Source organism: Phyllobacterium sp. YR531 (assembly GCF_000282595.1).
Lineage (GTDB): Bacteria > Pseudomonadota > Alphaproteobacteria > Rhizobiales > Rhizobiaceae > Phyllobacterium.
Map to the genome: position 1 here is coordinate 59,759 of NZ_AKIZ01000037.1, position 23,106 is coordinate 82,864.

25 protein-coding genes are annotated in these 23,106 nt (G+C 54.9%); 13 read left to right on the forward strand and 12 right to left on the reverse strand.

What is annotated here, in order from left to right; translation table 11 throughout:
- Positions 1-96 precede the first annotated feature (96 nt).
- Positions 97-2,649: a TIGR02302 family protein gene (locus PMI41_RS20085; protein ID WP_008127931.1), complete on the forward strand. Its 2,553-nt coding sequence runs from the start codon at positions 97-99 to the stop codon at positions 2,647-2,649.
- Here PMI41_RS20085 and hpt read toward each other — a convergent pair whose 3' ends face one another.
- Positions 2,650-3,186: a hypoxanthine phosphoribosyltransferase gene (gene hpt / locus PMI41_RS20090; protein ID WP_008127933.1), complete on the reverse strand. Its 537-nt coding sequence runs from the start codon at positions 3,184-3,186 to the stop codon at positions 2,650-2,652.
- Between the two features lie 214 nt (positions 3,187-3,400).
- Here hpt and ftsE point away from each other — a divergent pair, with 214 nt between their 5' ends.
- The 4 genes from ftsE (at position 3,401) to PMI41_RS20110 (ending at position 6,859) form a co-directional block, all read left to right on the forward strand.
- Positions 3,401-4,060, forward strand: coding sequence for a cell division ATP-binding protein FtsE (gene ftsE / locus PMI41_RS20095; protein ID WP_008127935.1), 660 nt, complete (start codon positions 3,401-3,403; stop codon positions 4,058-4,060).
- Entirely contained in the window at positions 4,053-5,051 is a 999-nt protein-coding gene (locus PMI41_RS20100; protein WP_008127938.1) for an ABC transporter permease, read from the forward strand. The genes ftsE and PMI41_RS20100 overlap by 8 nt, the downstream gene beginning before the upstream one ends.
- A 91-nt stretch (positions 5,052-5,142) precedes the next feature.
- Entirely contained in the window at positions 5,143-5,853 is a 711-nt protein-coding gene (locus tag PMI41_RS20105) for a YdcF family protein (RefSeq protein ID WP_081497176.1), read from the forward strand.
- Between the two features lie 220 nt (positions 5,854-6,073).
- On the forward strand, positions 6,074-6,859 hold the full coding sequence (locus tag PMI41_RS20110) for a 1-acyl-sn-glycerol-3-phosphate acyltransferase (protein WP_008127941.1): 786 nt from the start codon (positions 6,074-6,076) through the stop codon (positions 6,857-6,859).
- Here the strand turns inward: PMI41_RS20110 and PMI41_RS20115 are convergent.
- Positions 6,856-7,383 (reverse strand): gamma-glutamylcyclotransferase, encoded by a 528-nt coding sequence (locus tag PMI41_RS20115; protein ID WP_008127942.1) that lies wholly within the window; start codon positions 7,381-7,383, stop codon positions 6,856-6,858. The genes PMI41_RS20110 and PMI41_RS20115 overlap by 4 nt on opposite strands.
- 63 nt (positions 7,384-7,446) lie before the next feature.
- Between PMI41_RS20115 and PMI41_RS20120 the strand changes: the two genes are divergently transcribed.
- Entirely contained in the window at positions 7,447-8,466 is a 1,020-nt protein-coding gene (locus PMI41_RS20120) for a DUF2125 domain-containing protein (RefSeq protein ID WP_008127944.1), read from the forward strand.
- Here PMI41_RS20120 and PMI41_RS20125 read toward each other — a convergent pair.
- On the reverse strand, positions 8,461-9,390 hold the full coding sequence (locus PMI41_RS20125) for a prephenate/arogenate dehydrogenase family protein (RefSeq protein ID WP_008127946.1): 930 nt from the start codon (positions 9,388-9,390) through the stop codon (positions 8,461-8,463). The genes PMI41_RS20120 and PMI41_RS20125 overlap by 6 nt on opposite strands.
- A gap of 3 nt (positions 9,391-9,393) precedes the next feature.
- Positions 9,394-10,500: a histidinol-phosphate transaminase gene (gene hisC / locus PMI41_RS20130; RefSeq protein ID WP_008127948.1), complete on the reverse strand. Its 1,107-nt coding sequence runs from the start codon at positions 10,498-10,500 to the stop codon at positions 9,394-9,396.
- Between the two features lie 148 nt (positions 10,501-10,648).
- Here hisC and PMI41_RS20135 point away from each other — a divergent pair, with 148 nt between their 5' ends.
- A complete protein-coding gene (locus tag PMI41_RS20135; RefSeq protein ID WP_008127950.1) occupies positions 10,649-11,836 on the forward strand; it encodes a homoserine O-acetyltransferase in 1,188 nt (395 codons plus the stop codon).
- Positions 11,833-12,447 (forward strand): methionine biosynthesis protein MetW, encoded by a 615-nt coding sequence (gene metW / locus PMI41_RS20140; protein WP_008127952.1) that lies wholly within the window; start codon positions 11,833-11,835, stop codon positions 12,445-12,447. Before PMI41_RS20135 ends, metW begins: the two co-directional genes overlap by 4 nt.
- On the opposite strand, the gene PMI41_RS20145 is transcribed toward metW, so the two are convergent.
- Positions 12,444-13,196, reverse strand: a complete 753-nt coding sequence (locus tag PMI41_RS20145; protein ID WP_008127953.1) for a class I SAM-dependent methyltransferase — start codon at positions 13,194-13,196, stop codon at positions 12,444-12,446. The genes metW and PMI41_RS20145 overlap by 4 nt on opposite strands.
- Positions 13,197-13,307: 111 nt before the next feature.
- On the opposite strand from PMI41_RS20145, the gene gloB reads away from it, so the two are divergent.
- Positions 13,308-14,078 (forward strand): hydroxyacylglutathione hydrolase, encoded by a 771-nt coding sequence (gene gloB / locus PMI41_RS20150; protein ID WP_008127956.1) that lies wholly within the window; start codon positions 13,308-13,310, stop codon positions 14,076-14,078.
- Positions 14,078-14,521 (forward strand): cupin domain-containing protein, encoded by a 444-nt coding sequence (locus PMI41_RS20155; protein ID WP_008127957.1) that lies wholly within the window; start codon positions 14,078-14,080, stop codon positions 14,519-14,521. Before gloB ends, PMI41_RS20155 begins: the two co-directional genes overlap by 1 nt.
- Here PMI41_RS20155 and PMI41_RS20160 read toward each other — a convergent pair.
- A complete protein-coding gene (locus PMI41_RS20160) occupies positions 14,508-15,368 on the reverse strand; it encodes an EamA family transporter (RefSeq protein ID WP_008127958.1) in 861 nt (286 codons plus the stop codon). The genes PMI41_RS20155 and PMI41_RS20160 overlap by 14 nt on opposite strands.
- Positions 15,369-15,401: 33 nt before the next feature.
- Positions 15,402-16,208: a DUF3108 domain-containing protein gene (locus PMI41_RS20165; RefSeq protein WP_008127959.1), complete on the reverse strand. Its 807-nt coding sequence runs from the start codon at positions 16,206-16,208 to the stop codon at positions 15,402-15,404.
- A 271-nt stretch (positions 16,209-16,479) separates the two neighbouring features.
- Between PMI41_RS20165 and rpmB the strand changes: the two genes are divergently transcribed.
- Together rpmB and PMI41_RS20175 are read left to right on the forward strand one after the other, a co-directional pair.
- Entirely contained in the window at positions 16,480-16,782 is a 303-nt protein-coding gene (gene rpmB, locus PMI41_RS20170) for a 50S ribosomal protein L28 (protein ID WP_008127961.1), read from the forward strand.
- 82 nt (positions 16,783-16,864) lie between these two features.
- Complete coding sequence (locus tag PMI41_RS20175) at positions 16,865-17,515, forward strand: VUT family protein (protein ID WP_008127962.1); 651 nt, start codon at positions 16,865-16,867, stop codon at positions 17,513-17,515.
- On the opposite strand, the gene PMI41_RS20180 is transcribed toward PMI41_RS20175, so the two are convergent.
- The 4 genes from PMI41_RS20180 to PMI41_RS20195 form a co-directional block, all read right to left on the reverse strand.
- Positions 17,488-18,501 (reverse strand): esterase-like activity of phytase family protein, encoded by a 1,014-nt coding sequence (locus PMI41_RS20180; RefSeq protein ID WP_008127963.1) that lies wholly within the window; start codon positions 18,499-18,501, stop codon positions 17,488-17,490. The genes PMI41_RS20175 and PMI41_RS20180 overlap by 28 nt on opposite strands.
- A 1-nt stretch (position 18,502) precedes the next feature.
- Positions 18,503-20,392, reverse strand: a complete 1,890-nt coding sequence (gene cobT / locus PMI41_RS20185; protein WP_008127964.1) for a cobaltochelatase subunit CobT — start codon at positions 20,390-20,392, stop codon at positions 18,503-18,505.
- Positions 20,393-20,406: 14 nt separating this feature from the next.
- Positions 20,407-21,393 (reverse strand): cobaltochelatase subunit CobS, encoded by a 987-nt coding sequence (gene cobS, locus PMI41_RS20190; protein WP_008127966.1) that lies wholly within the window; start codon positions 21,391-21,393, stop codon positions 20,407-20,409.
- A gap of 82 nt (positions 21,394-21,475) precedes the next feature.
- The gene (locus PMI41_RS20195; RefSeq protein WP_008127969.1) at positions 21,476-22,129 is read right to left on the reverse strand and encodes a DnaJ domain-containing protein; all 654 of its coding nucleotides are present in this window, start codon (positions 22,127-22,129) and stop codon (positions 21,476-21,478) included.
- A gap of 133 nt (positions 22,130-22,262) precedes the next feature.
- On the opposite strand from PMI41_RS20195, the gene PMI41_RS20200 reads away from it, so the two are divergent.
- Positions 22,263-22,565, forward strand: coding sequence for a BolA family protein (locus PMI41_RS20200; protein WP_008127971.1), 303 nt, complete (start codon positions 22,263-22,265; stop codon positions 22,563-22,565).
- 18 nt (positions 22,566-22,583) lie between these two features.
- Here PMI41_RS20200 and PMI41_RS20205 read toward each other — a convergent pair whose 3' ends face one another.
- Entirely contained in the window at positions 22,584-23,099 is a 516-nt protein-coding gene (locus PMI41_RS20205; protein WP_008127972.1) for a hypothetical protein, read from the reverse strand.
- Positions 23,100-23,106: the final 7 nt, after the last annotated feature.

Sequence of the window (23,106 nt, forward strand, 5' to 3'; positions counted from 1 at the left end):
ATGATTGCGTTTTGGCGCGCAAGGCCTCGCCTTTGCCATGATGAATGGTATTGTTAGCTTTGTCTGGTACCGCTGATACCAGAAAATGGAGCGAGAATGGCCGATCAAAACCCGAATGAACGGGAAGCGACCAGCATCAAGTTCGATATTTTGAAAAGTATCGATCGCCTCCGTTTGTCCGCGTGGCTGATGATTGCGCTTGAACGCCTTTGGCCGCTTTTACTGCCATTTCTGCTTGTCGCTGCAGTGTTTCTCAGCCTGTCGTGGTTTGGCCTCTTCCGCCTCATGCCGGATTTGGCAAGACAAGCATTGCTTGCCCTGTTTCTTCTCAGCATTCCGGTTTGTGTTTACCTGCTGCTTAAATTCCGCTTGCCCCGCGCATCGGATGTCACGAACAGGCTTGAGCGCGTCAACCAACTGGAACACCAGCCGATTACGGTGCAGACCGAAGAGCTTGCTAGCAACAGCACTGATCCTTTCGCCCAGGCACTGTGGGCAGAGCACCGCAAACGCATGGCAGATCGCATTGCCAATCTGCAAAGCGGCCTGCCGCAAACACGCATTGCCGAGCGTGATCCCTTGGCGTTGCGCGGTGTCGTTGTATTGCTGTTGGTCGTTGCCTTTGCCTTTTCCGGCGGTCCGCTTGGGGGGCGTATCAGCGATGCATTCCTAAGCCACGCGGCCAGTAATGCCATACCACCGCGCATCGACGCGTGGGTAACTCCGCCGCGTTATACGGGCCGCCCACCTCTGTTCCTGACAACGGCCAGCAATGCCGCAGACACACAATTTTCCGTGCCTCACAACAGCACGCTTGTTGTGCGGATCATTGGAGGCAGCAGTTCGGAAACCGTCATTCAAAAACTTTCTGACGGGGAATCCGTTGAAATTCCTGCAAAAGAGCCCCCAAAGACCGAAGACACTGCTGCCGTAACAGCAGCGCCACGGAATTTTGAACTCACCCTCGGCGAAAACGGTTCCATTGAGTTGATGGATGGCCGCTCGGGACTTGCAAGCTGGACTTTCACAATCATTCCGGACCAGCCGCCATCAATCCGTTTTACCAGGGAACCGTCCAGCGCGGTCAATGGTACGATGGATGTGTTCTATGAAATCAAGGACGATTATGGCGCGATAGGAGCGCAGGCAAAAATCGAACAGGCATCGCCTGCCGAAAAGGATGCCCGCCCGCTTTATGCCGCTCCTGAGTTGCCATTATCGCTCCCGCGTCGCGGCGAACAGGCCAAGGAAACCAAGACAACGAAGGATTTGACCGAGCACCCATGGTCAGGGTCCGAAATCCGCATGACATTGGTGACATCTGATGATGCCAAGCAGGAAGCCCGTAGCGAGACCAAAACACTGGTCATGCCGGAACGTCCGTTTGCCAATCCGCTTGCTCGCGCAATCGTTGAACAACGCCGCAATCTCGCATTGAACGCGAATGCCAAGCCGAACGTGCTCGAAATGATCGATGCCATAACCATGTGGCCAGAAGAAACGATCAAAAACTCTTCGCATTATCTCGCATTGCGCAGCGTCCGCTCTCGCCTCAATCTTGCAAAGAGTGACGATCAATTGCGTGAGGTGGTTGCCTATATGTGGCAGGTTGCGCGCGGCATCGAAGATGGTGCCCTTTCCGATGCCGAACGCCGGTTGCGGCAGGCGCAGGAAGCGTTGAAAAACGCAATCGAACAAGGCGCGAGCCAGGAAGAGATCGAAAAGCGCATGGCCGAATTGCGCAGTGCCATGAATGAATATTTGCGTGAGTTTGCACAGAAGGCCCAGAAGAACCCGAATATGGCGCAGATGCCAGATCCAAATGCCAAGCAGTTACGGCAGGAAGATATCGACCGAATGCTCGATCAGATCGAAGATCTCGCCAAACAGGGATCGAAGGATCAGGCACAGCAATTGCTTTCTGAACTCGAAAACATGATGAACAACCTGCAGATGGGCCAGCAGCAGCAAGGCCAGAATGGTCAGCAGGGACAGATGAAGCAGCAGATGGACAAGCTCGGTGAGCTGATGCGCCGTCAGCAGGACATGATGAACCAGACCCACAAGCTTGAACAGCAGCGCCAGCAAGGCATGCAGCAGGATTTTGGCGAAGGACAACAAGGCGAGCAGGGTCAACAAGGCCAGATGTCCGAGGAGGATATCGCCAAGGCACTGCGTGACCTTCAGCAAGGTCAGGGCAAGCTTCAATCCGAACTCGGCCAGCTGATGAAAGATCTGGAAGGCATGGGCATTAAGCCCGGTGAAGGGTTTGGACAGGCTGGAAAGTCCATGGGCGATGCTGGCAAATCCCTCGGCGAGGCAGATGGTGGTCAGGCGCTCGGCCAGCAAAGCGACGCGCTCGATGCATTGCGCCGTGGTGGTCAAGATATGATGAAGCAGATGCAGCAGGCCATGGGACAGGACGGCGAGACCGGTCCCGGCGGACGCCAGCAGACTGGACGGCGCGATCCACTGGGTCGTGAAAATCGCATCGACGGCCCTGATGACGGCAGCAATACCAAAGTTCCCGGTGAGATCGATATTCAGCGTGCGCGCGAAATTCTTGATGCCATCCGCAAGCGCCTTGGCAACTCGCTAAGCCCGCAACTCGAAAAGGATTATCTTGAGCGCCTGCTGAAGTTCAATTGATCAATCCCTGACCACGCCTACATAGGGCAGCTGCCGGAATGAGTGACCGACATCCATGCCATAACCCACGACGAAATAGTCAGGGCACTCAAAGCCTTTGAAATCCGCTTCGATCTCGGTCTTGCGTTTGACACTCTTGTCGAGCAGCACGGCGATATAAACATTCCGGGCACCGCGTTCGAGCATGAGTTCGCGCGTGAACTTCAAGGTTCGGCCCGATTCAAGAATATCGTCAATCAGCAGGACATCTCGCCCTTGCACATCACTATCGATATCGCGCAGTAGTCGCACCTCGCCGCTTTCCGTACCCTTGCCATAGCTGGAAACAGTGATGAATTCGACATCCGGTTCTGCGCCGGCATCGTGCATTGCGCGGATCAGATCCGCAGCAAAAATAAACGAGCCCTTGAGAATCGAAATAACGAGAAGGTTTTCGAAATTGCCTGCAACGATTGCCCTGGCAAGTTCAAGATTGCGCGCAGCAATCGTCTCGGCACTGAAAAGAACATCAATATTTTTAGTCCCGACTTTTGGCATTCAAGATTCCTGTGGCGCGTTTTCAGTACGAATTTTTCCAGTACAACTCCCTGCACCTATAGCCTGATCACCGATCAAAATGCAAAAACCGACCTTCCCGCAATGCTGCCGCATAAAATTCATGTTTCCGTTCATGCTGGTTCACGTTTGATGGGGTGGTCAAATCAGTTCCCGCAAAATAGAACACGATGCAGATGAGATCGGAAAAGCACAGTTGATTCGTTTTGAGAATGTCGGATTGCGGTACGGGATGGGCCCGGAGGTCTTGCGCGATGTCAGCCTCCACATATCGCCGCGATCATTCCAGTTCCTCACCGGGCCTTCCGGTGCAGGCAAGACATCATTGCTGCGCCTGCTGTTCATGACGCTCAAGCCGACGCGTGGCTCCATTACCGTCTTCGGCAAAGACATTGCGACAATCTCTTCCAAAGAAATGCCGATGCTGCGCCGACGGATCGGCGTTGTCTTTCAGGACTTCCGCCTTCTCGATCATATGACCACCTATCAGAATGTTGCCCTGCCCTTGCGTGTTCGCGGCAAGGAAGAGGCGACATACCGAGCAGAAGTCGAAGAACTTTTGCATTGGGTAGGTCTTGGTGAGCGTATGCATGTGCTGCCGCCTGTCCTGTCCGGCGGTGAAAAGCAGCGTGCCGCCATCGCACGCGCTCTGATCGATCAGCCGGAAATTCTTCTAGCCGATGAGCCAACTGGCAATGTCGATCCGCCACTAGCCCGCCGCCTCCTGCGACTTTTCGGTGAGCTTAACCGCTCCGGCACTGCGGTCGTCATCGCAACCCACGATCTGACCCTGATGGATCAGATCAATGCACGGCGCATGATTCTCGATCAGGGGAGGCTGGACGTCTATGATTGACGCTGCCGCCCTCAGAGACCGGGCAACGGACCTGGCTTTCCGGCTTTGGACACGCATTCGCAAAGGCAGCGGACAAGCTCCCATTGTACCGGCAGGCAATGTTGTCGGACACGCGCTCATGATCGTGATCGCCATCATGACATTTCTCGCCTGTCTCACGGTCGGTGCTGTCAGTCTCGTTCAAACAACAGCCGCCACCTGGCAGAGCCAGATTTCCACCGAAGCCACGATCCAGATCAGGCCGGTTGAAGGTCAGGATATGGAAACAATGCTCGCCGAGGCAAGCAAGATTGCCCAAGGCTTTGCCGGGGTAAAATCGACGCGCATTATCGACAGGGACGCCACAGCACGTCTTCTGGAGCCATGGCTTGGCACTGGTCTTGATATTGATGAATTACCGGTTCCTCGTCTTGTCGTGGTCACACTTGATGAAGCCTCGCCACCGGATTTCGCGGCGCTCCGCAGCATGCTCGTAGGGCAGATACCGGCCGCAAGCTTCGATGATCATCGTACATGGGTTGACCGGCTGGTCTCCATGGCGCGCTCAACAGTGCTCATCGGCACGGGCGTCCTTTCGCTGGTTGTTGCCGCAACCGTTCTCACGGTCATCTTCGCCACACGTGGGGCAATGGCGGGTAATGGACACATCATTGAAGTTTTGCATTTCATCGGCGCTGAACAGAAGTTTGTCGCGCGTCAGTTCGAGCGGCACTTTTTCTGGACTGCCCTCAAAGGTGCGGCCTTTGGAGGCGCGCTTGCAATGCTGATTTTCCTGATGATTGGATGGTGGTCATCGCGTAATCTGGCAACCCCGGAAGCCGATCAGGCCACAGCCCTGTTTGGCAATTTTTCCATTGGGTCAGGCGGTTATACGGGTGTGATCCTTATTATACTGGCGGTCAGCGTTCTGACCATGATTACAACACGAATGACGGTCATAGCGCATTTAAGACAGGTCGATGGACGCACCGGCGAAAATCACGAGACCTGAGTTTATTTTATTTATTTTATGGACGACCCGCTTTTTTGCTTTCAGGCGGCAGACTAAACGGACCACTCTCGAACAAGGCATTGCGGCACAGATGGACGGCCTTAACGATAGCAGCAACAGCGCCCCCGATGCGGACACAGTTCGCGGTCGTGGCTTGTCTGCGACCATTGGCCGATATTTTGCACGCTTGCTCTTCCTCCTTGTCATCCTTGCTATTGGTCTTTTCATTGGTGGTTTCATCGTCTTCAGCGACCGCGTGACGACGCTCGGCATACCTGATCTTGCAGAGCCAGCCGATGGGATTGTCGTGCTCACGGGCGGCTATTCACGTATCGAAGGTGCTTTGGCGCTGCTCAAGAACAAGCGTGGCGAACGCCTGTTCATCAGCGGCGTCCATCCCTCGACAAAACGTAGCGAACTGCAGCGTGTCACCGGTGGCGATGCCACACTTTTTGAGTGTTGCGTGGATATTGACCGATCAGCGTTGGACACAGTCGGCAATGCTGCTGAAAGCATCAAATGGGCCAGCGCAAATCACTATAAGCGCGTGATCGTTGTCACTAATAACTATCACATTCCGCGTACCATGCTTGAGCTTACGCGTGCGTCACAGGAAATCGAGTTCATCGCCTATCCGATAACCAATACCAATCTCAAGGACGGCGACTGGATCACACGCGGTCAGGTGGTTCGCGTGCTGCTGATGGAATATATCAAATATATCGGTGCTGTTGCCCGCGCCCAACTGCCCGACAGCATTTCCAGCGCCACAGATGAATTGCTCCATCAGATCAGGGATTAGCCCGGATCTTCGTTGCACTTGGCACATCTATAGTGCGTGGTTCGCCCTTCGACAAGCTCAGGACGCTCACCATGAGGGAGGTAAACTGATTTGCAGAAAGCCAAGTTCTGCAATAGTGGTAGCTCACGTGCGTATCAACCACCTTCCTCATGGTGAGCGTCCTGAGCTTGTCGAAGGGCGAACCACGCACTGCATTAATGCAACTTCTTATGAGCCCCTTATGACAATAATCCGGTCGATCATCTTCAACGTGCTGTTTTACCTGAACCTCATCGTTCAGATGATCATTTTTACGCCCTATTACTTTTTCAGTCCGCGTAAGCAGGCTTGGGCTATTCCAAAAAACTGGGCGAGGTCAAACCTTTGGCTACAGAAGGTTTTCGCCGGAACCGACATGGAAATCGAAGGACTGGAGAATATTCCGGATGGTCCGTATATCTGCGCGCCGAAGCATCAATCATTCTGGGACGCTTACGCATTTCTGCCATATGTCGCCGACCCGGTTTACATTTTAAAGCGCGAACTGATGTGGATTCCGCTTTTTGGCTGGTATATCCAGAAAATGAAAATGGTGCCTATTGATCGCGGCAAACGCTCTGCCGCGATGAAGACCGCTGTGAAGGGCGCCCATATTGCGGTGTCCGGCGGCAGACAGCTGATGATCTATCCCGAGGGCACACGCACAAGCCCCGGTGCACCGCCCGCTTATAAGTACGGCGTTGCTCATATCTATGGGGAGCTGGGCGTTCCGGTTTTGCCTATCGCGCACAATGCCGGTCTCTACTGGCCACGGCGCAAGTTTCTCCGTCATCCCGGCGTCATCCGATGCCGCGTTCTCCCGCCCATTCAGCCGGGATTGGACAATGACGCCTTCCTGAAAAAGCTTCAGGAGGTCACAGAGGCCGCCTGCGATGAACTGCTTGTCGAAGCAGCAACGTCAGCCAATCCACCACCAATGCCACCCACTGCCGTCACACGTCTTAAAGAACTGGGTTTAAACATTTAAGGGTTGTGCTTGTCCACAGCGGCGGCCACTGCTTCCATCCAGTGGTCGCGAATATTCATCTTGCGCATATGTTCGAGCGTATTGTGCACGTAGTCCTCATTGCGGCCTGATACGCCGACCGATCCGCATACTGCTTCCGCCGCTTCCCCAACCGAAAGCGATCCCGCATATTGCACGTGGCCCCGGTCGACAATATAGGTCAGCGCTTCGACCTTACGTCCATCGGGAAGCCGCACACCCAAGCGCCGCTCCAGATAGACATGCGTCACCAGTTCACGTTCGCGAAGATACGAGACAACCTCATCTTCCAGTTCACCCGGCACACGAAAGGCCATGCCAAGGCAGGAACCGCCACGATCAAGCCCGAGAACCAGTCCCGGCCTTTCAGGCGTGCCGCGATGTACATATGATCGTACGCAAAGCGCACGGCGATAGCCATGAAGACGGGCATGATGTGTCTCTACATGTGCAAAGCCGGGCTTCCACATCAGCGAACCATAGCCAAAGACCCAAAAATCGCCCATATCCATCCCGATAGCTGGATTTGAATCAAAAGTATCTTCCTGACCGATAGCGAGAGCCGCACCATGCCGTCAAGCAGTACCCCAGAAACCCGCAAGTCCGGAAAGCTCCTCAAATATCTGGTGGGCTTCGTCGTTTTGCTCGGTATCATCTATACGGGCGGCTGGTTTTATCTAGCCAATCAGCTTGAATCACGTGTTGCGACCAACCTCGCCGCGTTTAAGCAAAAGGGCATTGATGCCACCTGCGAAAACGCTGGTGCGAGTGGCTACCCCATAAGGCTGGGCCTAGATTGCACCAAAGTCGGCTGGGTCGATCAGGCGAAAAACCTTTCTGTTACTGCTGGCAGCTTTAATGCCGCCGCGCAGGTTTATGATCCGATGCAGATTGTCAGCCGAATCGAAGGACCAGCTGCGGTCGATGCCCCGGGCATGATTCCTTTGGATATTACGTGGAAAAATCTGGGTTCAAGCGTCCGGTTGGACAAACCATTACCAAAGCAGCTTGCCGTTCAGGGTAACGATATCGTCGTCAATCAACGTGGTGCTGCAGCGGGAACTGCGCCGATTGCAGTCATGCAAGACGGCAAGTTAAGCTTTTCGACAGCCGAGCCAAAGATGAATATTTCATGGTCTTTCGAGAAGCTCAAAATCGCGGATAATATTGTCTACAAGCACCCACTGCCCGAGCTTACCGGCGCAGCCGATATCGAACTTGAAAACGGCTTTGCTCTCCTCGGTAAGCCGGAAAGAGACGCAAGCATATTGCGCGGCCAGAGCGGCCAATTGAATAATGTCGATCTGGGGTTTACCGACGGCAGCGGCATCGCAATTTCCGGCCCGTTTTCAGTTGACGATGAAGGCCGCATCAGCGGCGATTTCAATGTGACCATGCGCAATCCCGAAGGTGTCGCTCAGGCAATGCGGGAAATATTGCCGGACGAGGAAAGCACAATCTCTTCTGTACTTCAGGCGATGGCCTTTGTTCCCAAGGATGCAAGCGGCGCACCGACACTCCCGATCACCGTGAAGAACGGAAAAATGTCGGTGGGCTTTATCCGTATTGGACGCCTGCCATCCCTATGATTGCGGCGTAGCCTTCTGGCGCCCGAAATCGGGAGCGTCAATTTCCTGCCCTGCATCGATAATGCCACGGCGCACAGCACGTGTTCGGGTGAAAAGATCGAACAGCGCATCGCCGTCGCCCCAGCGCACGGAACGCTGCAATGATGCGAGATCTTCGGAAAACCGTGCCAGCATTTCAAGGATCGCATCCTTGTTGTGCAAGCAGACATCGCGCCACATGGTGGGGTCGGACGCCGCAAGGCGAGTGAAGTCACGGAAGCCCGAAGCGGAGTATTTGATGACTTCGGAGTTGGTAACCTCCTCAAGATCGCTGGCCGTACCGACGATATTGTAAGCTATCAGGTGCGGAAGATGCGAAACAATCGCCAGAACCCGGTCGTGATGTGTAGGGTCCATTATGTCGAGCCGCGAGCCGCAAGCTACCCAGAATTTCTTCAGCCGTTCGATGGCATCTGCATCGGTGCCTTCAAGAGGCGTCAGAATGCACCAGCGATTGATGAACAGATCGGCAAAGCCCGCATCCGGCCCGGAATATTCAGTTCCTGCGAGTGGATGGCCGGGAATAAAATGCACATTCGAAGGCAATTCCGGCTGCATCTGTGCAATGACCGAGCCTTTGGTTGACCCCACATCTGTCACGATTGCACCCGGCTTCAGCGAGCCGGCTATCTGCTTCGCAACTGCGCCCGATGAGCCGACAGGTACCGAAACCACAACGAGGTCGGCATTCTTGACGGCTTCAGCGCTATCAAGTGTGTAAGCATCGCCGAGGCCAAGCTCTTTTGCCCGCGCCAGCGTGCTTTCGCTTCGGGTGGAGATAATGACATGATCGGCCAGACCTTCACGTTTGATCACGCGTGCCAGTGACGATCCGATCAGGCCGATACCGATCAGTGCGATTGTATTGAAATGAACGTTGGACATTTTTTACTTCAGGAATTCGGAGAGTGCAGCGACTACGCCGCGATTGGCTTCTTCGGATCCAATGGTAAGGCGCAACGCGTTAGGAAATCCGTATCCCGTAACGCGGCGCAAAATATAGCCCTTGCTCGTCAGATAGGCGTCGGCAGCTTCGGCGGATTTGGCTGCATCATCAGGGAAATGCACGAGAAGGAAATTTCCCACTGAGGGAGTTACCCGCAGGCCAAGCGTCGTCAATTGCTCCACCATGTAGGCCAGCCATTCATCGTTGAACGCGACGGCGCGATCAATATGCGCGCGATCACGAATCGCCGCGGCACCTGCCAGAATGGCGGCGGAGTTCAGATTGAACGGGCCGCGTATCCGGTTGACCGCATCAATGACGTGAGCGGGTGCAAACATCCAACCGATCCGCAGCGCTGCAAGACCATAAATCTTCGAGAATGTCCGTGTCATCACCACATTCTCGGAAGATGAAACCAGTTCCATTCCGGACTCGTAATCATTGCGGCGGACATATTCCGCATAGGCCGCATCGAGGACCAGCAATACATTCTTCGGCAGTCCGGCATGCAGACGGCGCACTTCCTCGAAAGGCAGATAGGTGCCAGTCGGGTTGTTGGGATTGGCAAGAAATACAATCTTTGTGCGCGGCGTAACGACGCTCAATATGGCGTCGACCTCGGCCTGTTCATTCTTCTCTCTGGCAACGACCGGCGTTCCACCAGTGGCCATGATGTAAATCTTGTACACCATAAAGCCGTGTTCCGTGTAGACCGCCTCATCGCCGGGTGAAAGATAGGTCTGGCAAAGGAGGCCGAGCAACTCGTCAGAACCATTTCCGCAAAGAATGTTGCCCGTGTTCAATCCATGTACTTCAGCAATTGCCTGCTTGAGAGCAGTGGCCTGACCATCCGGATAGATTTCAAGATTCTTTGCCGCCGTTGCGAAAGCGTCGGCTGCAAGTGTGCTCGCGCCAAGCGGGGATTCGTTGGACGACAGCTTATAGACCTTGGCAACACCATGCGCATGTTCCTTGCCGGGCACATAGGCAGCGATATCAAGCAACCCGGTTTTTGGTGTTGGACGTAGGTCTTTAAGTGTCGTTGACATAATTGTTCACCCGTTAAGCGGCAAAAAACTCCGTCGCGGACATAGCTGTCTGGAGACCAGATGTCGAGAACAACTTGACTTTGGCTCATGCGCGACCATAGCTACGGCCAATCTTTTTCAGCAGGATTTCACGGCAATCAACATCAATATGACCAAAGCCACTCGACCCACCGCTTACAAAGCATCCAAAAGTCAGGAAGCGACCAATCCCCACAGTCCGGTGGTCGAATTTGGCGCGGACAAGCCTTTGAATCTCGACAGTGGTGTATCGCTTTCACCGTTCCGCATTGCCTATCAGTCTTACGGCACGCTGAATGAGGACAAATCCAACGCGATCCTGATCTGCCACGCCCTGACAGGTGACCAGCATGTGGCTAACGTCCATCCTGTGACCGGCAAGTCCGGTTGGTGGGAATTACTTGTGGGACCCGGTAAGCCTATCGATACTGACCGCTATTTCGTCCTGTGCTCGAATGTCTTGGGCGGCTGCCTCGGTTCAACCGGTCCGGCTTCGATCAATCCTGAAACCGGCAAGCCCTATGCGCTTGATCTTCCGATCATTACAATTGCGGATATGGTGCGCGCTCAGGCAATGCTGGTCGAGCATTTCGGCATTGAACAGCTTTTCGCTGTCGTCGGCGGTTCCATGGGCGGCATGCAGGTGTTGGAGTGGGCATCCAGCCATTCCGACAAAGTTTTTGCAGCAGTAGCGCTCGCCACGGGTGCCCGTCACTCCTCGCAGAATATCGCCTTCCACGAGGTTGGGCGTCAGGCCGTCATGGCTGATCCGGAATGGAAGGAAGGCCGCTATCTTGAGGCTGGAACAGTCCCGCGCAAGGGTCTCTCAGTCGCCCGCATGGCAGCGCACATCACCTACCTTTCGGAAACGGCGCTGCACAACAAGTTCGGTCGCAATCTGCAAGACCGTCAAAATGTGACATTCGGCTTTGATGCGGATTTCCAGATCGAGAGCTATCTGCGCCATCAGGGCAATACGTTTGTTGAGCGTTTCGACGCCAATTCCTATCTCTACATGACGCGCGCCATGGACTATTTTGATCTGGCTGCCGAGCATGAAGGGCGTCTTGCCGATGCCTTTGCCGGTACAAAGACGCGCTTTTGTATTGTTTCCTTCACCAGCGATTGGCTGTTCCCGACCAGCGAAAGCCGCACTGTAGCCCATGCCTTGAATGCGGCAGGGGCTTCGGTCTCATTCGTCGAGATCGAATCGGATCGTGGCCATGATTCATTCCTGCTGGACGAGCCGGAAATGTTCTCTGCTGTTAATGGCTTCCTGCGTTCGGCGGCACGGGCCAAGGGACTACTTCCATCATGAGCATCAATAGTCATCCCCGCGTCGATTTTGCCGTCATCGCCTCGCTGATTGAACCCGGTTCGCGCGTGCTCGACGTCGGCTCCGGCGACGGTGAATTACTGGAACTTCTGCAGACAAGTAAAGGCGTTGATGGACGCGGCGTAGAGCTTTCGCAAAAGGGCGTCAGTGAATCCGTCGCGCGCGGCCTTTCGGTTATTCAAGGCGATGCGGACAGTGATCTGAAATATTATCCGGATGGCGGCTTTGACTATGTGATCCTCAGCCAGACATTGCAGGCAACCCGCAATCCCAAATATGTGCTTACCGAGCTTCTGCGGATCGGCGAAAAGGCCATCGTCTCGTTCCCCAATTTCGGCCATTGGCGCATGCGGGCCTCGTTGGCGATCAATGGGCGCATGCCTGTCACCAAAGAGCTGCCCTATAGCTGGTATGACACGCCAAACATCCACTTTTGCACCATCAACGACTTTGTCGATATGACCAAGGAAGTCGGCGCGCACGTGGAATCTGCCGTTGCGTTGAACGCCCTCGGTCAGCGCCTTGCGTTCAATATGCCTTGGGGCTTCTGGAATCTCTTTGGCCAGCAGGCAGTGTTCCTGCTCCGCCGTTAGTCTTCATCGGGGCCATCGCGCCGCATGGCTGTGCCCTGCGGCGAAAGCACTGGCACGAAAACGCGCCGCGAGGTGCGCTTGGCCACTGGCAATCCCTGATAAACCCGCTTTTGCGCCTCAACAATAACCACGCCGGAGAACATCGGCCAGAACCGCCTGCCAATCCGTTCGAACAGTGACGAAGGACGCATCATCCAGCGCCGTGATGAGGGTGGAAAGAACAGCGCCTCACCCCATGGGCCGGGTGTAAAATTTGTTTCCCGCAAAAGCCGGATGAGCTGGCCACGGCTATAGGGCCTGCCGCTGCCAAAAGGCGTATGTTCAAAACGTGCCCACAGGCCCCGGCGGTTGGGAACGACAATCACCAGCCTGCCGTTTGGTGCCAGCACCCGCCACATCTCCTTCAATGTTTCCCGGGGGTCTTCCGCATGCTCCAGCGCGTGCATAAGCAATATCCTGTCCACGGCTGAATCCGGCAGGGGGAGTTCTTCCTCGAAAATCAGGGCCGTCGATGACGGCTCCATTGACGGCCAGCTTGCAGCCCCCTGCCCGGCTGGCATGAAGGCAAAAGTTCGTTCCGTATCGGCGCGAAACCTGTCCAGATAGGGAGCAGCATATCCCAGACCCACAAGACGTTCGCCGGGCAGTTTCGGCCACATCGCAGCCAGAGCCATGGTAATTGAACGCTCCGTCAGATGACCGAGGGTCGAGGCGTAAAAGGTCCGAAGATCGATGATATCGAGATGCATGGCAGGCAAACTACCACGTCAATTGAGAACATCAAGAAAATGCCCGCTTGGCGGGGTTGCGCATCCACGGCGGCGGCTTATCTTGGTCCTGACAGGAACGAAGAGAGACCCATGACCAATTTGCAAATCGAACAGTTTTCCGCCCGCAGCGATAATTTCGGTGTTCTCATCCACGATCCGGAGACTAATCTCACCGCATCCATAGACGCGCCGGAAGAGCAGCCTATTCTTGACGCGCTCAAGCGACGCGGATGGAAGCTTACCCATATCCTGACCACCCACCACCATAATGATCATGTCGAAGCCAATCTGGCTCTCAAGAAGCGCTTCGGCGTGGAAATCATCGGGCCTGAAGACGAGAAGTCCCAGATTCCCGGGATTGACCGCACGCTAAGCCATGGCGAACATTTCCAGTTCGGTAGTTTTGACATCGAAGTCATTTCGACTCCAGGGCACACCAATGGGGAAATCTCGTTCCATATCCCCTCTGCAAAAGTGCTCTTCGCCGGCGACACATTGTTTTCTCTTGGTTGTGGCCGCCTTCTGGAAGGCACTCCGGCAACCATGTTCAAGTCGCTGCAAAAGCTCGTGGCTTTGCCAGGTGACACGCAAGTCTATTGCGGACACGAATACAGTGAAAGCAATGCACGTTTCGCGCTGACAATCGATCCGGACAATTCGGCCCTGAAAGAACGGGCCAGGGAAATCACAGCTTTGCGTGCGGCGGGCCAACCGACACTGCCTTCAACAATTCTTCGCGAGATGGCCACCAACCCTTTTCTGCGCTGGCATGACCCGGCCATTCGCAGAAATCTCAAACTGGAAAACGCCACTGATGAGGCGGTATTTGCGGAGATTCGCAAGCGGAAGGATCATTTCTGATGACCCCTACAGCCGAACAGATCAAAGAGATTCTCGGGCTTGAACCTCACCCCGAAGGCGGCGCCTATGTCGAAACATTTCGCGACAACAAGGCCGAACCGCAGGTTTGCAAGCGCGGCCACTCCACAGCCATATATTTCCTGCTTGAGAAGGGCGAGATATCCCGATGGCACCGCGTGACCGATGCGGCAGAGGTCTGGCACTATTATGGCGGGGCGCCATTGGAGCTGACAATTGCCTCCGGCAAAGAGCCCATAAGTACCCAGATTCTTGGCATCGATCTTGCTGCCGGTCAGCGTCCGCAGGCGGTGGTTCCTGCAGGGCATTGGCAGATGGCAAAAAGCCTCGGCGACTGGACGCTTGTCGGCTGCACAGTCGCACCGGGATTCAACTTTGCCCAGTTCGAACTTGCCCCGCACGGTTGGGAGCCTAGCGCTTCTTAATGAGCATATCCTTGGCCGCAAGTACCGCGCCCAGTGTAATCAGCGCACAAGCCAGCAATACGCGCATCGTCGGCTCTGTTACGCCGGCGACAATCAAAACAAGTGTCGACAGGAGTGGTGCCGCATAGCTGGAAGCGCCCAGCACCTGAATATTGCCGCGCTTGACGCCATAATCCCAAACATAGAACGCTGCACCTACCGGAAATAGCCCGAGCCCGAGCACAGCCAGCCATTGCACCAGACCTTCCGGCCAGACGGTTTGCTCCAACAGCAGATGGGAAATGAGTGAGAGTACCGAGGTCACGATGCAAAAGCCCGTCACCGCATCGGTCGGCACCTCGGCAAAGCGGCGTGACAGCAGCGAATACCCCGCCCATGTCAGCGCGCAAAGACCTGCCATCGCATAGCCGAAACTGTATTGCGGATCAAAGCCCAGTCCGCCACCCTTGGTGATGATCAGCACAGTGCCCGAAAGACCAAGCAGAGTCCCCAAAATATGATACCAGCGCAGTCTTTCACCGGGCATCAAGGCGGAACCGACAACGATGAAGAGCGGCCAGAGATAGGCAATAAGGCTGGCATCGACAGCTGGCGCATTCCGCAGGGCCGTGAAATAAAGAAAGTGGTACCCGAAAAGCCCAATGACACCGAGCATCCAGACTTTTATCGGCTGGCGCAGATGTCTGGCGGCACCCGGTCGCCATGTCCATGAGATCAGTCCAAGGCTCGCACCGATCGCGAACGTCATTGCAGTCAATTGGAATGGCGGCACCTTGCCCGATACATCGGTAAACAGGGCAAGCATTGCCCACATGACAACGGCAAGAAATCCAACGAATGTAGCCACGCTGCCCCCAATCAACAGGCGGCGCGCAGCCGCTTACTGTGTCTTCTCGAAACGGGTTGCGTAAACACTCACCGTACCGATCTGCGTGCCGATTTTCGCCTGCACCGGCGAATAGATACCGGACTTGCCAAGCGATGCAAAGGTCATACTGATCCTGCTGGAATTTTTCAGATATTCGATGGCTTTCCGGCCTGATTGATAGCCGGAAATCGGCACGAATTTTGCTGAGCAGGTGATGGCATCACCTTTGAATCCATCCGTGGCGAAAGGCTGCGGTTTGCTCTCCGGCGAAAGCTTCAGATCAATGCGGGTTTGCCCGTCATACATATGCAGTGTCTTCGAACATATCTGATCGAGACTATCGGCAGCTACCATTACGCCGGACAGCGGGTCAGCGACTGATTTCAGGTCATCGGGTTTCAATTCAACCCAGTTGCTCTTCTTCTTGATTGGCGGAACATTGACTGTCGAAGTCACATTGCCATTGGCAAAAGCAATCGTCGTGGTCTTGTTGCGTTTGCCATGCTTGTACTTCACCACATACGAACCCGGCACCGGACCGGCTTCGCTATACTGGCCCTTCGCGTCAAGCGTGCCGCTCGTGTCGTCAAACAGACTGCCAAGCCCCGAGCTCATCAATTTGCCATTGACCTCATAGGCGCGGCTATCGGAAACGTTCGTCGAAAAGCTGGCACGTGCGATAGTCAGGCCGTAGAGGGAAACGCGATACTCAGATTTGTAGATTTGCGCTGCATGGGCTGCGCCTCCTACCATGCCTGTGGCGCCCGCAACGCAGGCCGCCATCAACATCCAATTGCAGAAATGCCGACTGGCTTTCATTTTATTGTATTCCTGTCCAACGCAGTCCCTACGGTTACTGCTGGTTTATAAAGCAGGCAAAGTTGTGATAAACACCGGGCGAGTGGGATGAAATGCACAGTGGATGGCCTAAACAGCGCATATACACACTTGACGCGTGAGGCTCATATCACTATAGAAACGCAACTTCCCAATAGGCCGCCTTTCCGAAAGCTGAGCCGCTGCGTGGCAACATGCGATGGCAAAAGACAGAATTTGGATCGGCGGGAATGAAATTTAAAGGTGAGACCCAATGTCCCGCACATGTGAATTGACCGCCAAGTCGGTCCAGTACGGCAACAATGTGAGCCACGCGAACAACCGTACGCGCCGCCGCTTTTTGCCAAATCTTTGCCAGGTAACACTGATCTCCGAAGCTTTGGGTCAGAGCTATCGCCTGCGCGTTACAGCTCATGCGCTTCGCAGCGTCGAGCATCGCGGTGGTCTGGATGCATTCCTGGTCAAGGCTGACGAGAAGGAGCTGTCACAGCGTGCCCGTCTCCTGAAGCGCCAGATTGCCAAGAAGCTTCTTGAAGCTCCGGTTGCTGCTGCTTAATAAGCACATCTTCATTGCTTGATCATCGAGGCCAGCCTATGCTGGCCTTATTGTTGCTGGTTCCATTACCCAGGATAAAAAAATGCCGCTCAGTCGCGCTCACTCCCTGTCCGATTTTGTTCTGCCCGTTCTGGCCATGTGCGCAGTTGTCGCTGCGTCCAATATTCTTGTTCAATATCCATTCAATCACTTTGGATTGGGCGAGATTCTCACCTACGGCGCATTCACTTATCCGATAGCTTTTCTGGTCAATGACCTTTCCAATCGCAGGTTTGGTCCTGTCTTTGCCAGACGCGTTGTCTATGCAGGCTTTGCGATTGCAGTTGTATTGTCCGTCTGGCTCGCGACACCGCGCATTGCCATCGCATCCGGCACGGCTTTCCTTACGGCACAGCTTCTCGACATAACGGCCTTCAACAAATTGCGTCAGTTGACGTGGTGGAAGGCACCTTTTGCTGCGGCAATTTTCGGTTCCCTGCTGGATACGCTGCTGTTTTTCTCCATCGCCTTTGCCGCGCGGTTCGCGTGGATTGACGCGATGACCGGCCAGCCCGATTCGTCATTGGCAATGCCGGTACCCTTTTTCGGTTCTGAAATCCCGCTATGGGCATCGCTGGGCTTCGGCGACCTGCTCGTCAAGATCGTGATGGCCGTGGTCATGCTGGTGCCTTACGGTGCAATCCTTGCAATCTTCGCGCCGGCCATCTATTCGGCCAACCGGAACTCCAGATAGAGATTTCTCTGGACGACAGAAAAATTGTCGTCTGAGATTATCGATACGCGCGTGGAGCCATCTGCTGCCTGCCAGACATCCAAGCCCTCCATATTATCGATCTGATAGCTCAGATCGGCCTCAAGCAGCATTGGCCCATCCACAGTTGCACCCGGCCTGATTGCATCGCCTGGAATGCGGCGCAAGCGTATGCTGATGCCGGTGATGATGCTGTATTTGCGCTCGAGCAGCAAAAGATCGCCATCAGGCAGAAAATCGCCATCGCTTATGTCGAAACCATCTCTTCGCTGGACATAAAAGAGGCCCTTGCGCGGACCTTCCAGCACAGTCGCGAATATGTCTCCGGCCTTGTTCAGACTCATCTCCGTCACGGCCACCCGCGCGCCCTGCAACGGACTGTTCGCAGGAGCATAAGCGACGGTCTCGATCCCGCGATTCGTTCTCAATTCTTCTTTTGGAATAGCCAGCGGCAGGATATTTGGCAGCGAAGCAAAATTTTCCAGATCAAGCCTGTACTCGGCGATCCGGTGATTGCGTTCAAAAGACACCGTGACTGTTTGACCAGAGACGTTCATGCCCTCAGCGTCGGAATCCCGCTTTCCATCAACCGGCAAGCCGTCCCCACCCAGAATGGGAGCCATCCGGTAATCTTCAACAGCTGCCGGTTTACCATCTGCATCGCGCATGATTCTGCCCGTATACCAGGAGCCTGTATCGGTAACTCCGAGGAATTGGTGCCCGGCATCGAGAAAATGAAATGCTGACATGCTGCCGAAACGATCACTTGTCGAGGACATATCCAGACCGCCGACAAACTCGAATGAACCGAAACTGGTTTCCGATGAGCCGAGCTGAAAATTGGAAATGACGCGGGACTTGATCTTGAGAGAAGAAACACCCGGCTCTTGCGCCAGAGCCATGGAGCAGGTCACGATGAAAGCCAGCACCCACCCGACGCGCCAGCAAAGCAGCGCAGCTGGTCTCATTCTATCGGCGCCCGGCTTTTTTTGCAGCTGAACGCCCCTGCTCTTCAAACAGAGACGCAAGCTGCTCAGTCATCGCACCCGCCAGTTCCTCCGCATCGACAATCGTCACGGCACGCCGGTAATAACGTGTCACGTCATGGCCGATACCAATGGCAATCAGCTCCACGGGTGATTTGGTTTCGATTTCTTCGATGACAGCGCGCAGATGCCGTTCCAGATAATTACCCGGATTGACCGACAGGGTGCTGTCATCGACTGGCGCTCCATCCGAAATCATCATCAGGATACGGCGTTGCTCAGGACGCGCGAGCAAACGCTGATGCGCCCAGATCAGCGCTTCACCGTCAATGTTCTCCTTCAGGAGACCTTCACGCATCATGAGGCCGAGATTGCGCCGTGAGCGGCGCCATGGGGCATCCGCGCGTTTATAGACGATGTGGCGTAAATCATTCAGACGACCCGGATTAGGCTGCTTGCCACGTTCCAGCCAGGCTTCACGGGCTTGTCCGCCCTTCCACGCCTTGGTCGTGAAGCCAAGAATTTCGACCTTTACGCCGCAACGCTCCAGCGTTCGTGCCAAAATATCAGCGCAGGTCGCAGCAACAGTGATAGGCCTGCCGCGCATCGAACCGGAATTATCGATCAACAGCGTGACAACGGTATCGCGAAAATCCGTATCGCGTTCCATCTTGTAGGAAAGCGGCTGTGTCGGGTCGATCACAATGCGTACCAGACGCGCGCTATCGAGATATCCCTCTTCGAGATCAAAATCCCAAGAGCGGTTCTGCTGCGCCATCAGGCGGCGCTGCAGCCTGTTCGCAAGACGGCCGACAACACCGGAAAGATTGGCAAGCTGCTTGTCGAGGAAAGCACGAAGGCGTTCAAGTTCAGCCTCGTCGCACAGCTCTTCCGCATCAGTCGTCTCGTCAAATTCCTGCGTGTAGATCTTGTAACCGCTCTCTGAGCCAAGATTGGAGAATGGCTGATTGGGCCGCCGGGACTCACCCGGGATTTCCGCATCGGCATCTGAATCTTCATCCATATCGTCGGATGAGGCATCGGCAGCTTCCGTTTCACCCGCCTGACTGTCGTCACTGGATGTGTCGGAATCATCATTTTCAGATGAATCGCTACCCTGATCCTCTTCAGAGCCGCCTTCATTGTTTTCTTCAGGCTCGGGCTGGTCTTCCTCGTTCGTCTGGCTGTCGTCATCCTGGCTTTCCTGCGCCAGTTCTTCTGCCATTTCCATCGAAGCCAGCATTTCGCGCACAACCCGCGCAAATGCATTCTGATCATTGATCTTGTCGGAGAGATGATCGAGATCGGTAGCCGCCTTCTCCTCGATCCAGTCACGCCACAGATCAAGTACGTTCCCGGCTGATTCCGGCGCCTTGCGGCCAGTCAGCTTTTCACGCACCAGCAAAGCCACGGCTTCCTCAAGTGGCGCTTCCGCCTTGTCGGTAATTGCCGGAAAATTGGCGCGGGCATATTTGTCCGCCAGCATCGAGTTCAGATTTTCCGCAACGCCTTCCATACGCAGCGAGCCGATCGCCTCGACACGCGCCTGCTCGACAGCATCGAATATCGCCCTCGCCTGCTTGCCTTCAGGGGCAAGCGTCGCATGGATGCGGTCATTATGGCAGGCCCGACGCAGCGCCATTGAATCGCCGATACCGCGGGTTACGGCAATATCATTGGCTGTCGGGCGTTTGGGCAGATCAGGAAGGCGCGCGCGATGACCGGTAAGTGCTGGTTTGTCATTGCCAAAGCCGACTTCCAGCTCATGGTCACCGGCAATGGCACGCATGCAGGCGGTAACAGCGCGCTTGAAGGGCTCGCTGTCTACCGGACCTTTCGGTACCGCACGTGAGTTATCTCCCGGACCTGCCATTTCCCGCTATGCTCTTAACCGATAACCACGTTTGCTGTGGATTCAGGCAGTTCCTTGCCAAAAGCGCGCTGATAGAACTCAGCCACGATAGGACGCTCCAGCTCATCGCACTTGTTGAGGAAGGTCAGCCGGAAGGCAAATCCGACATCCTTGAAGATATCGGCATTTTCCGCCCAGGTAATAACCGTGCGCGGGCTCATGACAGTCGACAGATCGCCATTGATAAACGCAGCGCGGGTCATGTCGGCAACGCGGACCATTTTGGAGACGATCTCCTTGCCTTCCTTGTTCTGGTAGTGCTTGGCCTTCGCTGCAACGATTGCCGCTTCATTGTCATGCGGCAGATAGTTGAGGGTTGTCACGATGGACCAGCGATCCATCTGCGCCTGATTGATCTGCTGCGTGCCGTGGTAAAGGCCAGTCGTATCGCCAAGGCCAACCGTATTTGCGGTTGCAAACAGGCGGAACGCCGGATGAGGCCGGATAACGCGGCTTTGATCCAGAAGGGTCAGGCGGCCGGATGATTCAAGCACGCGCTGGATAACGAACATCACGTCCGGGCGACCGGCATCATATTCGTCGAAAACCAGAGCAACATTGTGCTGGTAGGCCCAAGGCAGAATGCCATCGCGGAATTCCGTGATCTGCATGCCTTCCTTTACGACGATTGCGTCTTTACCGACAAGATCAATACGGCTGACGTGGCTGTCGAGATTGACGCGCACGCATGGCCAGTTGAGGCGGGCCGCGACCTGTTCGATATGCGTGGACTTGCCCGTGCCGTGATAGCCGGACACCATGACACGGCGGTTGAACGCAAACCCTGCCAGGATGGCAAGCGTCGTTGCCTTGTCGAAAAGATAGTCCGTATCGATTTCCGGGACGTAGGCATCACCAGCCTTATAGGCCGGGACCATCATGTCGGACTGGAATCCGAAAAGCTTTTCTACAGAAACCGTTGTATCCGGCAAATTCGCAATATCGCGATCAACCTTATTCATCATGCCTCCAGCGCGACTGCACGCGCAGACGCATAAAAATAGCGAACCTCGTATCGAGATCCTGAATTCAGCCCATGAGTGGTTAGCAGAAACCAGCCGTCTTGAGCAATTGATAGGCCTGGATTACGTCACGGAAACGATCCTCGGAAGCCCGATCACCGCCGTTTGCATCGGGGTGGTGGCGCTTCACCAGTTCTTTATAGCGCGACTTTATGTCTTCGCCAGTAGCTTTTGCGCCCAAACCGAGCGTATCCAGCGCTTTTGACTCCAATGGTTTCAGCTTGCGCACATGAGCGCGCGCAGTGGTGAACACGCTATTGGGATCGCGAAACCTGTTTTGATAGGCAGCACGCCCTGAACGCAACTTTGAAAAGTCCGGTGAAGTCTTTGCACTGGCGCTGGCTTGCGCGCGTGTGCTGGCACTCGCTCCGGCTCCACTTCCCGGCAGACCTGCAACGGTCCATGTCGGACGATCACCGGTCAGGGCTTCCTTCTGGTAGCGCGCAACTTCCGTATCAGACAGTCCGGAAAAATAATTATAGCCCTTATTGTACTCGCGCACGTGGTCAATACAGAAATGGAAGAACTCGCCTTCCTTCTCGCGGCCCACCGGCGCACGGTGAGGACCGGGCTTGTCACAGCCGTCCCATTGGCACACGGGTGTGCGTGATTTTTCCTCGTCCGCCTTCTTGGGGCGGATACGGATGCTATCGAAATATTTAGAACTTGTGGTCATCGAATAAGATTATCTTGGCTTGACGTGAATTGACATTCGCACACGGATTAACCTAACGCCTGAAATGGCGGTAAATTTGTGATCATGTTCGGATTTGCCAAATGAAACTACCATATGGGCGCAGGAGAACGAAATGTCCACTCAGTCAGCAATCGAAAACAAACTGACACAGGCTTTTCATCCCGTTTCATTGGCTGTCATCAATGAAAGCCACCTGCACGCCGGTCACCATCATTCTGACAGTGACCATCATGGCACATTTGACGGTTCAGGCGAAACGCATTTTCGCGTGCGGATTGTCGCGGAGGCTTTTGCCGGAATGTCCCGTGTCGCCCGCCACCGGGCAATCAACGAAGTTCTCGATGCGGAACTGAAGGGCAGCGTCCATGCCTTGGCGCTCGAACCATCCGCCCCGGGTGAGGCAACGCGGCGTTAAAAACTACTTTTGCAAAGCTCAATCTTGCACCAACTGGCGTTTCATGCGCGCGATCATTCCGGCTTGCAATTCGCTGGGCTCGCCGTAGGCAGATGCGGTCTGGTGTAGCATGTCAATCAATTGCAGCCGCTCATACCGTGTAAGACGGTCGCGCAGCATGGGCACCATTTCATCAGCCATTGGTGAGAAAAAGCCGCGATTCTTCGTGTAGCGCCAAGCTTTTTGAAACATTGCGTCCGGGTCTTCGATCTTCAATGTGCCGCTGATCAATTCCAGTATTTTCATTTTTTCGTCGGCTGTAACCGGAGCGCCTGTTCGCACCAGTTGAATCATCAATATGGAAGCGGCTAGACGCGGGTCCTTGATGCGGCTGTACGGACTACCGATAAGGTTCTGCAATCCGAATTTCGCCTTTCGTTGCAGGCCTTTCGTATCCCGATCGAGCTCACGCACAGCCCTGACCGTCGAGTGCGCCCGCAGGGCCCAGAACAAAACAAGCGCCGCCAAGCCGATGATCGCAATAAGAATATGCATGTAAACC

Coding starts and splice junctions, on each gene's coding strand:
- PMI41_RS20085 (WP_008127931.1), top strand. CDS start 97: ATGGCCGATCAAAACCCGAATGAACGGGAAGCGACCAGCATCAAGTTC.
- cobT (WP_008127964.1), bottom strand. CDS start 20,392: ATGGCAGGTCCGGGAGATAACTCACGTGCGGTACCGAAAGGTCCGGTA.
- PMI41_RS20205 (WP_008127972.1), bottom strand. CDS start 23,099: ATGCATATTCTTATTGCGATCATCGGCTTGGCGGCGCTTGTTTTGTTC.
- metW (WP_008127952.1), top strand. CDS start 11,833: ATGAGCATCAATAGTCATCCCCGCGTCGATTTTGCCGTCATCGCCTCG.
- PMI41_RS20110 (WP_008127941.1), top strand. CDS start 6,074: ATGACAATAATCCGGTCGATCATCTTCAACGTGCTGTTTTACCTGAAC.
- PMI41_RS20175 (WP_008127962.1), top strand. CDS start 16,865: ATGCCGCTCAGTCGCGCTCACTCCCTGTCCGATTTTGTTCTGCCCGTT.
- gloB (WP_008127956.1), top strand. CDS start 13,308: ATGACCAATTTGCAAATCGAACAGTTTTCCGCCCGCAGCGATAATTTC.
- PMI41_RS20200 (WP_008127971.1), top strand. CDS start 22,263: ATGTCCACTCAGTCAGCAATCGAAAACAAACTGACACAGGCTTTTCAT.
- PMI41_RS20120 (WP_008127944.1), top strand. CDS start 7,447: ATGCCGTCAAGCAGTACCCCAGAAACCCGCAAGTCCGGAAAGCTCCTC.
- rpmB (WP_008127961.1), top strand. CDS start 16,480: ATGTCCCGCACATGTGAATTGACCGCCAAGTCGGTCCAGTACGGCAAC.
- PMI41_RS20165 (WP_008127959.1), bottom strand. CDS start 16,208: ATGAAAGCCAGTCGGCATTTCTGCAATTGGATGTTGATGGCGGCCTGC.
- PMI41_RS20115 (WP_008127942.1), bottom strand. CDS start 7,383: ATGGGCGATTTTTGGGTCTTTGGCTATGGTTCGCTGATGTGGAAGCCC.
- PMI41_RS20195 (WP_008127969.1), bottom strand. CDS start 22,129: ATGACCACAAGTTCTAAATATTTCGATAGCATCCGTATCCGCCCCAAG.
- PMI41_RS20105 (WP_081497176.1), top strand. CDS start 5,143: ATGGACGGCCTTAACGATAGCAGCAACAGCGCCCCCGATGCGGACACA.
- PMI41_RS20100 (WP_008127938.1), top strand. CDS start 4,053: ATGATTGACGCTGCCGCCCTCAGAGACCGGGCAACGGACCTGGCTTTC.
- PMI41_RS20145 (WP_008127953.1), bottom strand. CDS start 13,196: ATGCATCTCGATATCATCGATCTTCGGACCTTTTACGCCTCGACCCTC.
- PMI41_RS20135 (WP_008127950.1), top strand. CDS start 10,649: ATGACCAAAGCCACTCGACCCACCGCTTACAAAGCATCCAAAAGTCAG.
- cobS (WP_008127966.1), bottom strand. CDS start 21,393: ATGAATAAGGTTGATCGCGATATTGCGAATTTGCCGGATACAACGGTT.
- PMI41_RS20125 (WP_008127946.1), bottom strand. CDS start 9,390: ATGTCCAACGTTCATTTCAATACAATCGCACTGATCGGTATCGGCCTG.
- hisC (WP_008127948.1), bottom strand. CDS start 10,500: ATGTCAACGACACTTAAAGACCTACGTCCAACACCAAAAACCGGGTTG.
- PMI41_RS20180 (WP_008127963.1), bottom strand. CDS start 18,501: ATGAGACCAGCTGCGCTGCTTTGCTGGCGCGTCGGGTGGGTGCTGGCT.
- hpt (WP_008127933.1), bottom strand. CDS start 3,186: ATGCCAAAAGTCGGGACTAAAAATATTGATGTTCTTTTCAGTGCCGAG.
- PMI41_RS20155 (WP_008127957.1), top strand. CDS start 14,078: ATGACCCCTACAGCCGAACAGATCAAAGAGATTCTCGGGCTTGAACCT.